18 protein-coding genes are annotated in these 14,368 nt (G+C 35.7%); 14 read left to right on the forward strand and 4 right to left on the reverse strand.

The window, feature by feature from the left end:
- Positions 1-4: 4 nt before the first annotated feature.
- From EDC24_RS14120 to EDC24_RS14150, 7 genes are all read left to right on the forward strand, one after another.
- Positions 5-757, forward strand: coding sequence for a pilus assembly protein TadG-related protein (locus EDC24_RS14120; RefSeq protein ID WP_124223692.1), 753 nt, complete (start codon positions 5-7; stop codon positions 755-757).
- A 54-nt stretch (positions 758-811) separates the two neighbouring features.
- Positions 812-2,278 (forward strand): hypothetical protein, encoded by a 1,467-nt coding sequence (locus EDC24_RS14125; RefSeq protein WP_124223694.1) that lies wholly within the window; start codon positions 812-814, stop codon positions 2,276-2,278.
- A gap of 33 nt (positions 2,279-2,311) precedes the next feature.
- A complete protein-coding gene (locus tag EDC24_RS14130; protein WP_124223696.1) occupies positions 2,312-2,617 on the forward strand; it encodes a hypothetical protein in 306 nt (101 codons plus the stop codon).
- A 20-nt stretch (positions 2,618-2,637) separates the two neighbouring features.
- Positions 2,638-2,958, forward strand: a complete 321-nt coding sequence (locus EDC24_RS14135) for a hypothetical protein (RefSeq protein ID WP_124223697.1) — start codon at positions 2,638-2,640, stop codon at positions 2,956-2,958.
- Between the two features lie 44 nt (positions 2,959-3,002).
- Positions 3,003-3,359, forward strand: coding sequence for a hypothetical protein (locus tag EDC24_RS14140; protein WP_124223699.1), 357 nt, complete (start codon positions 3,003-3,005; stop codon positions 3,357-3,359).
- A gap of 119 nt (positions 3,360-3,478) precedes the next feature.
- Positions 3,479-4,447: an LLM class flavin-dependent oxidoreductase gene (locus tag EDC24_RS14145; RefSeq protein ID WP_124223700.1), complete on the forward strand. Its 969-nt coding sequence runs from the start codon at positions 3,479-3,481 to the stop codon at positions 4,445-4,447.
- 264 nt (positions 4,448-4,711) lie between these two features.
- The gene (locus EDC24_RS14150; protein WP_124223702.1) at positions 4,712-5,530 is read left to right on the forward strand and encodes a DUF817 domain-containing protein; all 819 of its coding nucleotides are present in this window, start codon (positions 4,712-4,714) and stop codon (positions 5,528-5,530) included.
- 491 nt (positions 5,531-6,021) lie between these two features.
- On the opposite strand, the gene EDC24_RS14160 is transcribed toward EDC24_RS14150, so the two are convergent.
- Entirely contained in the window at positions 6,022-6,396 is a 375-nt protein-coding gene (locus EDC24_RS14160) for a hypothetical protein (RefSeq protein WP_124223705.1), read from the reverse strand.
- A 178-nt stretch (positions 6,397-6,574) separates the two neighbouring features.
- On the opposite strand from EDC24_RS14160, the gene EDC24_RS14165 reads away from it, so the two are divergent.
- From EDC24_RS14165 to EDC24_RS14175, 3 genes are all read left to right on the forward strand, one after another.
- Positions 6,575-7,333, forward strand: coding sequence for a hypothetical protein (locus tag EDC24_RS14165; RefSeq protein WP_124223707.1), 759 nt, complete (start codon positions 6,575-6,577; stop codon positions 7,331-7,333).
- Between the two features lie 21 nt (positions 7,334-7,354).
- Complete coding sequence (locus EDC24_RS14170) at positions 7,355-8,002, forward strand: hypothetical protein (RefSeq protein WP_124223709.1); 648 nt, start codon at positions 7,355-7,357, stop codon at positions 8,000-8,002.
- Between the two features lie 316 nt (positions 8,003-8,318).
- The gene (locus EDC24_RS14175) at positions 8,319-9,503 is read left to right on the forward strand and encodes a DUF4317 domain-containing protein (RefSeq protein ID WP_124223711.1); all 1,185 of its coding nucleotides are present in this window, start codon (positions 8,319-8,321) and stop codon (positions 9,501-9,503) included.
- A 110-nt stretch (positions 9,504-9,613) separates the two neighbouring features.
- On the opposite strand, the gene EDC24_RS15255 is transcribed toward EDC24_RS14175, so the two are convergent.
- Positions 9,614-9,754 carry a hypothetical protein gene (locus tag EDC24_RS15255; protein ID WP_170158608.1) on the reverse strand — a complete coding sequence of 47 codons (141 nt, stop codon included), beginning with the start codon at positions 9,752-9,754 and terminating at the stop codon, positions 9,614-9,616.
- A gap of 22 nt (positions 9,755-9,776) precedes the next feature.
- Here EDC24_RS15255 and EDC24_RS14180 point away from each other — a divergent pair, with 22 nt between their 5' ends.
- Positions 9,777-10,280: a hypothetical protein gene (locus tag EDC24_RS14180; protein ID WP_124223713.1), complete on the forward strand. Its 504-nt coding sequence runs from the start codon at positions 9,777-9,779 to the stop codon at positions 10,278-10,280.
- Positions 10,281-10,514: 234 nt separating this feature from the next.
- Here the strand turns inward: EDC24_RS14180 and EDC24_RS14185 are convergent, their stop codons facing one another.
- The gene (locus EDC24_RS14185; protein ID WP_124223715.1) at positions 10,515-11,018 is read right to left on the reverse strand and encodes a CarD family transcriptional regulator; all 504 of its coding nucleotides are present in this window, start codon (positions 11,016-11,018) and stop codon (positions 10,515-10,517) included.
- A gap of 135 nt (positions 11,019-11,153) precedes the next feature.
- On the opposite strand from EDC24_RS14185, the gene EDC24_RS14190 reads away from it, so the two are divergent.
- Positions 11,154-11,579 carry a MarR family winged helix-turn-helix transcriptional regulator gene (locus tag EDC24_RS14190; RefSeq protein ID WP_124223716.1) on the forward strand — a complete coding sequence of 142 codons (426 nt, stop codon included), beginning with the start codon at positions 11,154-11,156 and terminating at the stop codon, positions 11,577-11,579.
- Between the two features lie 61 nt (positions 11,580-11,640).
- Positions 11,641-12,879 carry a cytochrome P450 gene (locus EDC24_RS14195; RefSeq protein WP_124223718.1) on the forward strand — a complete coding sequence of 413 codons (1,239 nt, stop codon included), beginning with the start codon at positions 11,641-11,643 and terminating at the stop codon, positions 12,877-12,879.
- On the opposite strand, the gene EDC24_RS14200 is transcribed toward EDC24_RS14195, so the two are convergent.
- Positions 12,876-13,457, reverse strand: coding sequence for a Maf family protein (locus EDC24_RS14200; RefSeq protein ID WP_124223720.1), 582 nt, complete (start codon positions 13,455-13,457; stop codon positions 12,876-12,878). The genes EDC24_RS14195 and EDC24_RS14200 overlap by 4 nt on opposite strands.
- Positions 13,458-13,489: 32 nt before the next feature.
- Here EDC24_RS14200 and EDC24_RS14205 point away from each other — a divergent pair, with 32 nt between their 5' ends.
- Positions 13,490-14,308 (forward strand): alpha/beta fold hydrolase, encoded by an 819-nt coding sequence (locus EDC24_RS14205; protein ID WP_124223722.1) that lies wholly within the window; start codon positions 13,490-13,492, stop codon positions 14,306-14,308.
- Positions 14,309-14,368 lie beyond the last annotated feature (60 nt).

A 14,368-nucleotide genomic window follows, 5' to 3' on the forward strand; every position in this document is an offset into this window, starting at 1 on the left:
TATAATGAAATGGGTTAATAACGAAAGAGGTTCTGCCACATTTATCATGTTCTCGTTGTTAGCTGGAATGATTATTATGGGATTTATTTTCTTCGATATGACGAGTGTGTTTATGGAGAGACGTATTTCCCAAACTGGAAGTGACGCAGCGGCAATTGCTGCAGCACAGAAAGCTGAAGAAGTCTATGAAGATAGAATTGAAGAGAAAATAAAAGACTCAATTGATCACTTAGAGACAAGGACTAAAGACCAAATTGAACAATGGGAAGAAGAGTTTGAGGAGATGCAAGAGGACTCCGAACCAGGCCCTTCTCCTATTAGTTGGGATGAGTTTTTCGATGAAAAGTTTGAAGAATGGATTGAACAGATAGAAGAAGAACATGATCATCGATCCATGCCTTCGGGTATTGTGAGTTATTTAAGATACAATATTCCATTGGATATTGATATCGAAAATGCAATGAAATTCTTTTGGAATGAAGAGCAATTATCAAATCTTATTTGCGAAGCAGTCTTAGACCATAAAGATGATGAAATACGTGATGCTGCACAGCATTATGCAGATTTAAATGGTATTGAAAATGATATATCCGTTGTATTTCCTGTTGAAGAAGATGAATTTAAAGTAGGAATTCGAACTAAATCTACTATTAATGATTCATTTGTTGATAGTGTTAATACAGATGAGTTAAAAGTACCGGCTAATGCCGTGGTGAATATCCAAAAACCTAGAGATATTAATGTTGTATGTGATTAAAGCTGCTTTTATGAAATAGTATCAACATTTTGAGAGGTTGATTGGAGGTGTCACATGAAAAAGGGCCTTGTATTATTAATTCTGGTGTGTTGTTTTTTAATCCCAACATCTTCTATTTCAGCAATTAATGTTACAGGGGAAATAGAGCATGACAGCGAACACCCAACTTTAACAAATGGAGAAATCACCGAAGAAGAATGGCGCGCTGGAGAAGGAGATGGCATGGATGGAGTAGGCAATCCAGGTGCTGACGACCCTAATGATGCAAGTGTGAAAGATCGCTTTTTTGGTTGGTTGGATGACCTAGCTGATTCAGGAGGGGAATTTATAGGTGATGTCTATAATTCTACTGTTGATTCATTGAAAGAGTTGGGAAGCAATTTACAAGATATAGGTCATAATATTGCGGATGTTGCTAATAGTGTAGTTGACAGAATTGCTGATGCATGGAATGGGTTAAGTGATGGTGTTCAAGACCTTATCTTAACAGTCGCTGCAGTTATTGCTGCAGTTGCAGTGGCTGTAGCTTTAGCTGCCGCAGCTGCCGCAGTTATTACAGCGTTTACATTATCTGCAGGAGTAATTGCTGCTATTGTTGCTGGAGCGGCCGTAGTAGGAGGTTTGTATTATTTAGCCCAAGGAGGAACTGATGACTTTACCTTCTTTGGTGCTTTTACTTCTGCATTAACGGGTGGTGTAATGGGCGGATTTTTAACTACATCACTTGGAGGAGCTGTAGTTCTGAATGCAGTAAGAGCTTTAGGCACACATAATTTTAAGGCTGGCCTTGCTATGGCTTTATCCAGAGGGTCACTGGCAACAGGAAGATATATTGTTGGTACAATGCTAAAAAATTCAGTAATTCCATTTACTGTATATGGAGTAAGTTTAGTTCTTGATTTTGTCGTTAATGGAAATGTGCCATCAGGTAGAGAGATGTTTTTTGAGAGTTTATTCATAGTACTGACTGCCCCTATTGGAGGTGCAATATTTAAACGAGCAGCTTCACAATTACGTATGAAAAACATTTTTAGTGGGATGAGTTGGGGGCTTGCTGGAATTAATTTAGGAGGTGCTACTTCATTTGCTCTAGCTTCCATAGGAGAAGGAAATGGAGAATTGAGAGATTATATTATAGGCTCATTGGTTGCCACTTTGTTTGTATATTCTGATGTTAATCTTGATAAGTTCATTGTCAAAAACGGACTATCAAAATCAAGAAGAGAAGTAACATTATTATATGAGACAGCTAAAAGATTCCTCAGTGAGAGAATTACCGATTCTTTCAAAGGAGAAAAGCCAGCTGGTCAGTTTTATACTCCACATGTGGGAGATAGCATAAATTATTCCAATATTAATGCTTCACTAAATGAAACAAATGTGAATCCAAACCCTTTAGAAAATCACGGTGCCAAACTGGGTAATGTTCAAAACTTAGACGTTAACCAGTTCAATGGTAACTTGACAGCTGAAGAAGTAGAGGCTATTGAAGAGTATTTAAAAGATTTACAAAAAGATTAAACCATAACCAGAACCATTAAAGGTGTGATTTAAATGAACGATATAGTTTGGAAAGTAATTCAAATATCTAGTGCCTCTATTGTTATAATCGGAGGTATAATTACTTTTTTATTACTGCCTAAAGAGAGGCTTCCGAATGGTGGTTGGGATGTGGCAATTCCAGGTGGAGCTTTTCAAATTACCGCTATAATTTTAGTAGCTGGACTAGGATTTACTTTTGTATTCTCGACGATGGTTCGGAGAGAAAAAGAAGTCTCAATGAAGGTATTTTTATTTACCATTCTATATATTATTTGCTTTGGCTTAGTTTACCTATTCCTAAGATCATTTAGAGGTTGATTATAAGGGGAGGTATCTCATTGAGTAGTCATGTTGATTTGTGGAAACTGATTAAAGTTATATCTGTTTTTTGTGTCGCAATTGGGGTACCATCCTTTTTTTACTTTTTTGGATATCGCCTAACTGGAAGTACTGAAGTTGATTTTAATTTAATTTCATATACTAACCCCTTTTTCTACTTTAATGTATTGGTGATATTGTTTGGTGCCATTGCAGGGATGGTTGGTCAATCTGTGGAACGGAATAATTATACATTTCAAAGCACTATTATATTTAGCGTTGTAGTTAGAATCGCTTTAATGATTTTTATAATTGCTATTTTAAGCTGGATCATTGTATAGCTCGGAAGCAAAATGAGGCATTAGCTGTTGGTGAGGTGAAAACCATGAAACGACAATTGACAAAACAAGATTTTGTACATTTAAAGCGTCTATTTTCAGATTACCGAAGGTATAAACGCGGGTTGCCACGGCTTTTCGGTATTGGATTATTGGGGTCGGTTGTGCTTAGTATAATTATGATGATTTCCATTTTAATTAAATCAGGAGAATTTAATTTAAGTGTTTTTATCTTAATTTTAGTCTTACTTTCTATTTTTTCAATTATCTTGGTTTTAGTTGGTTGGTTAATCATTAAAAAGAATGCTATAAAATTTGAGGAAAAATTAATTGAATTAGAGATGACCGAACAGGAACTTGAGACAATGATTTACGAAGATTACAAAGACAGACTTGGAGTATAGGTATAGCCCTAAAGAAGTTCGTTAAGTGCCCACACAAATGGCTGTAAAAGCAGTCTTTGTGTGGTTTTGTTATTTTTGTGGGATAATGGTTGTGAAACCTACATAAAGGAGTTCTCACCATGGAGTTAGGGATCTTAGAACAAATGGCACAACCGAAGGATAAATCGGCAGAAGAAACGGTTGCAGATACGATTGAAATGGCTCAATTGGCGGAAAAGTTGGGTTATGGACGGTATTGGTTTGCGGAGCATCATGCGACGAAGGGGATGGCATCGAGTTCTCCTGAGATTATGATGGCAGCTGTTGCGTCTAAGACTTCTAAAATTAAAGTTGGAAGTGGTGGTATTTTGCTTCCACAATATAGTTCGTATAAGTTGGCCGCACATTTATTTCAACTTCAGGCTCTTTTTCCAGGTAGGATTGAAGCGGGTGTTGGTCGCTCGCCTGGTGGCGGTGAGCGAATTCGGTCTTTATTGGCTGACGGAAAGCCTAGTCAGTTGGATGACTATCCGGAAAAGTTAAGAGACTTAATTACTTTTTTAAGTAAAAGTGGTAAAGTGCGTGCAGCTCCTCGTACTGAAGATTCACCTGAACTGTTCTCATTAGGTTTAGGTGAAAATAGTGCTAAACTAGCTGCAGAACTAGGGATCGGCTATGTTTATGGGCATTTTATTAACCCCAGCAGAGGTGAAGCGGCGCACCAAGATTACCGAGATCATTTTAAAGAAGGTTACTTACCAAAGCCTATTCAACGTTCGGCAGTATTTATTATTTGTGGTGAAACGGATGAGCATGCAGAAGAACTTGCGGTGAGTCAGGACATTTGGTTATTACGTGTGGAAAAGGGTCTAGATAGTCGAATACCGAGTATTGGTGAGGCAAATAAAGTAATGTTAAGTGAAAAAGATAAAAAGAAAATTCAAGATAACCGAAAGCGCATGATTATTGGTGGTCCAAATAAGGTTAAACGAGAACTGGATCAGCTATCAAATGAGTATCAATGCTTTGACTGGCTGGTTTTGACGAATATTTATGACTTTAAGGAAAAACAACAATCCTATCGTCGTATTATGGAATTATATTCATAAAAGTACGTATCCCCTTGTTTAATAAACAAGGGGATAATTTGTAACTGTTATTTGGCCCTATTCCCCATTGATGAATATAACAACCTTAATTTCTTTTTTCTAATGTAACAATTCCAAACTTGGTTTATTAATAAAAATTAAATTGCGGAGATTTTAGAGGGTAACAAGGGCGTATTTTACCTATTTCAATAATTAAATATTGTTATTCGATAAAAAATTATTTATAATCAAGTTAAACATAATGTGAATTGGGAGGCTCCTTAGATGAGAGGGCTAAGACAGTTTGTTCGTTTTGGGTGGGCTCAGGCGTTATCGTGTATGTTTCCTGTAGTGATTTTTGTTTCATTGGCATTTACAGAATGGGTATCTATGCCCTTTATCCCGCGTTATGATTGGTTGCTGTTGATTTGTTTGTTAATGCAGTGGTGGATGTTGAAGTCTCGCATTGAAACAAAAGATGAATTAACAGTAATTACGTTGTTTCATCTGATTGGTCTAGTATTAGAAATTTATAAAGTCAATATGGGATCTTGGACTTACCCAGAGGAAGGTTATTCTAAAATTTTCGGTGTACCACTATATAGTGGGTTTATGTATGCAAGTGTTGCAAGTTATCTGTGTCAGGCTTGGAGAAGACTTGAATTGAAATTAATTAATTGGCCTCGGCCTTACATAGTCATTCCGCTTGCAGCAGCGATTTATTTAAACTTTTTCACACATCATTTTTGGATTGATATCCGTTGGTGGTTATTAGGTCTTGTTATTATTGTCTTTTGGAAGTCCTGGGTTCGTTATAAAGTAGGTAGAATAAATTACAGAATGCCAATTGTTTTATCATTTATACTAATTGGATTTTTTATTTGGGTAGCAGAGAATATTGCAACTTACTTTGGAGCCTGGGAATACCCTTATCAATCAGAAGTATGGAGTCTTGTTCATTTAGGAAAAGTTAGCTCGTGGTTATTATTAATTATTGTTAGTTTTTTCATAGTTGCAGTTTTAAAGCAAATTAAACATTATCCGACTAGAGAATCTTCGTATGTACATAATCCACCTTTTTACGGTTACGATAAAACTAACTAATAATCATTGGAGGAATGAACATGACGTAGGGTTTGGGTTAAATGAATGATAAACTATGGAAAGTAATTCAAACATCCAGTGGATCTACTATTCTAATAGGGGGAATAATACTTGTCTTATCATTGCCGAAAGAGAGGAAACCGAGTGGTGGCTGGGAAGTGGAAATTCCAAGTGTAGCTTTCCAAATCACTGCAATAAATATTACTTCTTTGATAGGTTTTACATTTGTATTTTCGTCAATGGTTAGGAGGCAAAAAGAAGTCTCTTTAAAAGTGCTACTAATCACCTTTATTTATATAATCTGCTTCGGTGTATTTTACCTAATGTTAAGGTCATTTAGAGGTTAAAGTATACTCTTTTAAAATTAGTGTAAGCTATGACCTTAGATGACACTTTGGCAGAAATTAATTTATACTTCCACACAAATGGCTGTAAAAGCAGTCTTTGTGTGGTTTTGTTATTTTTGTAGGGATAATTTTTATTAACGATAACTATTCACTGAAATTAAACTTAGTTTTGATTTCCCAAGAGTCTGTTATGATATTGGCTTGATCTCCTTGATGAAAAACTAGTCTGAATCCCTTCTCTTCCTGTTCATTCTTTAACTTCAGTATACCATGTGGTAAATAATCGTATTTAAATCCAGAGTTAGAAAATTGAAAATCACGAGGGCTTTGATTAATTTGATTTATCATTTCATTAATTTTGTTTTGATCATTTAAGACGTGCGTTACTTCTCCCATATGTGTAACTGTTAATTGGTCGTATTCCCCTTTTACAATCTTGTAGTTATAAGCATAGAGAATTGATGATGCGACAATCAATGAAACGACTAAGATGATCACCCATAATTTTTTCTTTCTCATGCAACAACCCTTCCCAAAGTAAGTTTATTTAATAATACCATAATTATTTGAAAATTTAAGATGGAGAATGGACTCTTAATAACCTCGGCAGGTACTAATAAAAACTTTTCACTTTGTTAAATATTTAAAATTATGTGTTAATTACCGATATATAATTTATGAAGGTTAACTTAGGGGGGTGCTGTTACTGAAAAAGTTAACGATTAATAAAGAGGCTAAAATAAGCACTCTTTTATTAATGATTCCTTTAATCATTACGTTGCTTCTTTTTACACCAGTACAAGAGGAGTTTATAACTAAAGGTGATATTGAACCCGTGACTGAATTAGGGGTAGAAGGTAGTGTGTATTTTACATATGTTCACTCTGGTTTCGTAGAAAACTACTTGGATAAAATCTCACTAGGTATACAATACAATAACATAGAATTTATACCTCTTAGTGATGAAGAGTATGAGTATTACACTTCTGAATACACGGAGGATGACCAGTATTATAAGGAACAAACCATTGCGAATGCGGTTAATGTCACCTCCGATTCTGAATCTGAACCTAAACATCGAGATCGAATAGCAGATATTATTTACGAAGCTAGGGAATATTATGGCGATTCCTTTGGATTAATGATTGCAATTGGATTAATAGAAGAGGAGTTAAGTATGGATTATTCACGAAATGGCTCTTTTTTAATATCTGGAACTGGAACAATAGAAGCGGATCACACAGTTGGGTCAGTTGGCGCTATACGTCATAAACTTTTGACAGCAGAAGAGAATGGTGTAGATATCTTTTTTATGCCAAAAGATGAGATCTACTATGGTGAAACAAGTAATCAAAGAGAAGCAATTAATGTATTAGAAAAAGAGGATTTGGACTTAGATGTTGTGTTTGTTTCCACTTTAGAAGAAGCTTTAAATGTTCTTGAAGATTTAAATTAATAATGTTGGAAGGTGATTTTTTTGAAGAAATTAGCATCTGAATCTATAGGCAATATATTACGTACAATACTTTTAGCACTTATCATTCTTGAATCAATTGTCTTTATCATAACCATTATATTTGTGATTGATTATAATTCATATTTACCATTTGCTCAAATTGAACAAGCTATCAATACATTTATTTTCATTTCATTATTTATTATGTATTTAATATACGTGATTTGGATATATAAGGTTCACGTAGATATGCAACAATTAAATTTGAATTATCCGATTAGCCCTGTTAAGTCGGTTTTGAGTTTTGTAATCCCTTTTTATAATTTATATGGTGCTTGGAATGTTCACTCAAAATTAGCCGATAGTTTTAGACAACGGAATTTACCTAAAGCGATTCGCCTAGGTGATACAATAATGAAGGTATTACCCGTGGCCTATTTATTGACCTTTGCAGACCGGGTATTAGGCATGTATTTGAATGATTTATTAGAAGCACAAGAGGTAGTTTCTGAATACTTATGGCTCTCAGTAGAAGTTGTATTTCTTGCGTTGTTGCTCTCATATTGGAGACTTTATAAATCAATAACAGAAGGTGTTCGTTTCATAAGTGCCCCAGGTATGAATGAGAGTGAGGATGAATCTGAATCGACTGGAACCGAAGGAGTATAATGAACTAAGTAGGGTGCTTTCAAAATGTTACGTACATTAATCAGTGAGTTATGGTTACGATAAAACTAACTAGTGATTAATGGGAGGTAAGAACATGACGAAAGATTCAAAAGCACCGAAGTATAAGCGTAATGGCGAAGGAAAACGGCCTGACGAGCAACGAAGAGGTAAGGCTAAGTCGACTGCACGGAACACGAAAAATTAATTTTATAAGGCGCCTGATGGGGCGTCTTTTTTGTTGAATTGATTTTCTTTAAATGAGTATTTCTATGATAAAATGAGACAGTATGAATTCAACATCATAGGAGTGAAATCATTGAATAAAAAAGACATCGCCAATATTCGTAAACAATTCAAATTAGACAATGACCTATTGAACATTAGCGAGATTTTTAATGTTTATATTATGAAAGAATCGAGTGATATTTATCACCATGAAACGATGCCGTTTGAGTTATTAGAAGAAGAACAGAAAGAGTTATTTATGAATAACTTCAAGAAAGTGTTAACAGGACAGCTTGATGAGAAGTTATTTGAGTTAAAGTTCCAGCAGGATTCTGAACAAAGTAGTCAGCTTATTCTACATCAAGGTTTACTTGGTCAAAGTACTGAAGAGTGGACGAACCAAATGCTTAAGCTTGTTGAGAAGATGTTAAAGGATAAACAATATGAGATGGATATTGTCGTGACTTTTATCCGGGGTGAGTACAGAATCCCGACGAAGGGCAATGCTGAGGCGGATGAGAGCGGACGCGATAAGGTATACGCAAATCCCTTTATTTTATGTAGCATGAATAAAACCCAAGACCCGAAAAAAGAGTTGTTGTTTGATTATATCGAAAAGGAATTTAAATATAATATCGTCGTCGATCCGATTATTAACTTAAAGGCACCAATCTCTGGATTCCTATTCCCATCAGTGACAGATGGGGCATCAGATGTTAATCATGTTTTATATTCGACTGGAAAAGCTAATGAACTAGATTATCATTTCGTAGAAGATGTACTTGGCGCTGAGGAAGTTATGACAGCACAAGAAGATAAAGTGGTGTTTGAAGAGGTTGTCAAGAAGGTAACAGGAGACCAGATTAATACATCGACGTTGTCGAATGTGTACGAAGAGATTAACCGTGTAATCGAAGACCACGAAGAAGAGGAACCACCAACATTAGACTATAAAGATGTTGGAAATGTTCTTAAAAGTAGCGGTGTAAAAGAAGTTGATGAAGAGAAGTTAGAATCAGCCTTTAAAACCGTAATTGATGATGAAAAGTATGAGTTTAAAGCCAAAAATGTCGTGCCAAAATCTAACTCTAAATCTATTAAAATTCAAACGAAAGTAGCGGATGTTTCGATAAGTCCGCAAGATTTAAAATACGTGAGGCAAGTTCAAGTAAATGGCAAGGTTTGTTTGATGCTTGAAGTCGAAGAGAATACAGTAATCGAAGGATTTGAGATGATTCCTGAGGTGTTGTTTTCAAAAGCAGATGACGAAGGTTAAAAGTCAGGTGAGAGCCTGGCTTTTCTTTTGGAAAAATAATTGACAGATTATTCTCATATCAGTAAAATAATATTGGTAATATCCTCGGACAAATCCTGACAAACTTCTATTTACTTCTTAAGTTCTTCTTCATTTAACACTTCAAACATCTTTTCTAAGTTTTCCTTTGTGTGTTTGAACAATACAATTGTATAGATGGGAGGTGAATGATTCTCTATTGGTAGTTTAATAGAGGATGTTGCTAATTCCATTAAATTTAAAGAGGGTGAAGAGATGGGTCTTGATATGCACTTGTATTCTGCTCCAAAAATTGAAGGGATGGAGCTAGATGAGATTATTAAGGCTAACAATCAGTTATCGATTTTAGAAAATGAAGATCGTGAAACCTATTTAAAGGTTAAAGATCACATTAAGCAGTTTGAAAAATTTGGCCATAAATGGGAAAGTCTTTTGACTCAGCAAATATACTGGAGGAAGGCTAACCATATTCATTATTGGTTTGTTGAAAATGTCCAAGGTGGTGAAGACCAAAACTTGGCATTATCCCCGGTTGAAAAAGAACAGTTAACCAAACTCTATCTATTGTGTGAGAGTATCCTAGAACATAATGAATCCCCAGATGAGACACTACCTACCATGCCCGGTCCTTTTTTTGGAAGTCTCGCCTACGATGAATTCTATTTCCATGAAACAGAACGAACATATCACGAGCTAAAACGAATACTTTTGACGTCATTCCTTGACGAGAACTATGTGATGTACCAGAGTTTTTGGTAGGGATCTATAAAAGGAGAGTCGATTCTAAATGAGGAATTGACTCTCTTTTTTTTATAAAAACAGTATCTTCCTAATAGTCTTTAGATCCATTTATGCTCTGTTTAGACCATTTTTGAGTAGGTTCAGACCAATATTCCTGAATAATGATATCAAAAATAGGTTTTTCAGAACTTTAAAAGTTGTTTTCATACCTTTTTAAAACAAAACCACCTACTGTTCAGTAGGTGGTTATTTTTATGAAGTCTGGAACATTTTATTTTGAATTTTTTCATTTACTTCATCAATTGAAATATTGAGAGCAAGAGAGATTTCTTTAAACAAGATGCTTTTAATTTTGGTTAATAATTTTTGGTCGTTCTCATAAAGGGTTTTTTCGTTTTGTTTAAGTTCGTGTTGTTTCCTAATGAGTGTGTTAGCAATGCTAGCTATGTCTTTGCGATCGCCGGAGTTAATTTTTTTATTAAAAACCTGGTTTCGATTATTCGCGTTATCAATCCACTCAAGACCATCTGATTCAAACGTTTGCAAGATGTCCTTTGCCTCATTTTCATTAACTAATGAGAGCATTAACATTCCATTGTTATCGACTGGAATACTGATGGTAAGGTGTTGGTTGTTTTCGATTGGGCTTAATATATAGTAAGTACGTGTGGTTCCTGCAATGTTTTTTTCGGTTATGTTATCGATTCGGCATATTCCATGTGTTGAGTAAATGATCAAATCACCTTTGTTATACATGACAGACCCCTTTCTTATTGCTTAGCTCTATTTATATTATACGTCTATTCACCCTAAATTGTCAACTAGGTTGACAATCATAAGTGTTTTTGATTAAATTTATTTCAGTTTAAGGATTGGGGTGTATGGTAGAGGATGAAGCTTGAAGAGTTAGATTTAATTGATTTAGTTAGTGAGCGACACCAGCAATTACGAAAAGTATCTGGCGAGCTTTGGAATAAAAATAGTGATCTATATATTTCAAATTCAGAATGGTTTATATTAACTAGAATTTTCCAAGAAGGACAAACAACAAGTTCTTATATTACGAAAAGTGTCGATATCTCCAGACAGGGAACGCATAAATTTCTTAAACAGCTTGAAAGTAAAGGATTAGTCCGAATAAGTAAAATGAAAGAAAATAAAAGGGAACGCTTATTAGAACTTACCTCATTAGGTGAAGAATGTGTGGAGAAAAATCAGCTTTTAAAAAGGCAAATTGAGCAAGAAATATCTGAAGCCATTGGGGAAGAGCAAATTATTCAGTTGAAAAAGATTTTAACATCAGAGTGGAATCTATAGTTAAATTAGTTCGTAATGGGGAATGTTATCGTTAGACTAACTTTTTCTGGAGGTTCTTCTAATGAATCATTCTCACCAAAAGGTACCAAAAGAAATTGGACTTGATCATTCCCTTGAATTGCTTAAAGAAGGTTATTACTTTATTATGAACCGTTCCGAGAAGTTTGACTCACGGGTTGTCCAGACCAGATTATTAGGGGAGAAAACGTATTGTCTAATTGGTCAGGAAGCAGCGGAACTATTCTATGATACGGATAAATTTTTCAGAAAAGAAGCGGCGCCAGTAGTTGCCCAGAAGACGTTGTTAGGTATGGGTGGCGTTCAAGGACTGGATGGAGATGAACATCGTCATCGTAAAGCGATGTTCATGTCGCTGATGACAAAAGAGTCACTTAAAGAGATCCAGAGTATTGTAAAAGAAGAATGGACTCGCTATTTAGAGGCTCATGAGAAAGAAGTGAAGGTTTTTGAAGCTGCTAAGCTAGTTTTAGCTCGGACGGCTTTAAGATGGACGGGCGTTCCATCTCATGAACATGATGCAGATGACTGGGCTTCAAAGTTAAGTCCTCTCTTTGAAATGGCATCCAAGGTTGGACCTAAACATCTGAAGTCTAGATGGTCGCGTGTTCAGTTAGAAAGTCGATTAGAAAAGTTGGTAAAACAGGTTAGGAATAGAAGTTTGGATGTGGAACGACATAGGGCTTTCTATCATGTTGTGTGGCATCGTGATGAAAATGGTGAACTATTAGATCCGCATATCGTTGCCGTTGAAATTTTGAATTTGTTAAGGCCCATTGTTGCTATTGCGGTGTATCTTGATTTTATATTTTTAGCGATTAATGATTATCCAAAAGAGGCTGAGTTAGCTAAACAAGGTTATGATGAGCGTCATCGTTTTATACAAGAGGTGCGTCGTTATTATCCGTTTTTTCCATTTGCAATTGCGAGGGTGAAGAAAGATTTTATGTGGAAAGGTTATACCTTCAAGAAAAACACCATGACATTATTAGATTTGTATGGTACTAATCATGACCCTGAATTGTGGGATGAGCCTCACCAATTTATGCCGAAACGATTCGAAAAATGGGAAGGCAATCCATTTGATTTTATCCCTCAAGGTGGTGGCGAGTTTGATATAGGTCACCGTTGTGCTGGCGAGTGGTTAACGGTTGATATTATGCAAGTCACGCTTGATTATTTTTTAAATCATGTGAATTACGAATTGCCAAAGCAGAAACCGGATTATCGAATGAACGATATTCCACCGATTCCTGGCATGAAAATCTATATAAAGCATTAAAGTTCGAGCTCTGGTTCGATGCCAAACGACTTGAGCTCACGAATCACACGCGATAATGGTAAACCAACGACATTATAATAGTCACCAACTATTTGTTTGACAAACATGGACCCTAGGCTTTGGATACCGTAGGCGCCTGCTTTGTCGTATGGGTCATCCGTTGAGACGTACCAATGGATTTCATCTTGGTCAAGCTTCCAAAATTCAACCTCTGTTTTAACGACAAACGTGCTCTCTTTTTCTGGAGACTGAATCATGACGCCTGTGTAAACTTCGTGTACATTATGACTTAAATCTGAAATCATTTGATAAGCTTTGTCACGATTTTTGGGCTTTTCAAAAATTTGATTTTGAAATGATACGACGGTATCAGCGGATAAAATGACTTCTTTTGGTGATTGAAAATTTACGTGTTGCCCTTTAAGCTGGGCGAGTTGTTTAACTTTTTCGTAAGGGTCCTTCGTCTTGATTTGTGTTTCGTCAACGTTTGGTTTTCGAATATGAAAAGAGATGCGAGCTTGTTTTAAAAGTTCCTGTCTTCTTGGTGAAGAAGAAGCTAGAATTAATTGTGAGTCCATAGAATACCTCCGATTTAGAAAGGATTGTCCATATGTCATTTGTCAAAGAGACGATTCGGGTAATGGGTGTCGATGTATATTGCGAACATGATTTTAATGGCAAACCACCCATTGTCTTAATTCATGGCTACTTAGCTTCTACATATACATATCATAAAGTGTTGCCGTTACTGCAGGAGCATTTTTCGGTACTAGCCATTGATCTACCCGGTTTCGGCAAGAGTGAAAAATCAAAATCATTTCGTTATTCATTTGAGAACTATGCCAAGCTTGTTACCGCGTGTATGGATGTTTTTAATATCTCTTCGGCTATGTTAGTTGGGCATTCAATGGGTGGACAAGTCGTGATGAATGTTGCCAAATTTTCACCTGAGCGTGTGTTGAAGTTAGTTTTACTAAACAGTTCTGGTTATTTGAAGCGTGCCAACAGGCTTTTAATCTTCAGTTCATATTTACCATTCTTTCATCGCTTTGTCCATTATCATATAAATAAGCATGACGTGAAAGACGTTTTAAAAGACGTTTTATACGATCACTCCTTAATTGACGAAGACATGATAGAGCAGTACAAGCGTCCTATTATGGATGGGAATTTCCCTCATTCATTGATTAGGTTACTAAGACACCGTGAAGGTGATTTATCAAATGAAGAGTTAAATCATCTTCAAGTGCCAGCACTTTTGTTATGGGGGAAACAAGACAAAGTAGTTCCATTATACATTGGGGAAAAGTTAGAAAAAGAGTTGCCTCAAGCTAACCTTAAGGTTTATGACAAAGTTGGTCACTTGATCACAGATGAGAGGCCACGAGAAGTTGTTGAAGACATCGTCATGTTTAGTTTCAATAAATGAGAATGTCTTTTAATCAATTATCTTGACTTTAAGATATGTCGTTAGTAAAATGGGATTTGT

The organism is Aquisalibacillus elongatus (assembly GCF_003843875.1).
GTDB classification, from domain to species: domain Bacteria; phylum Bacillota; class Bacilli; order Bacillales; family Alkalibacillaceae; genus Aquisalibacillus; species Aquisalibacillus elongatus.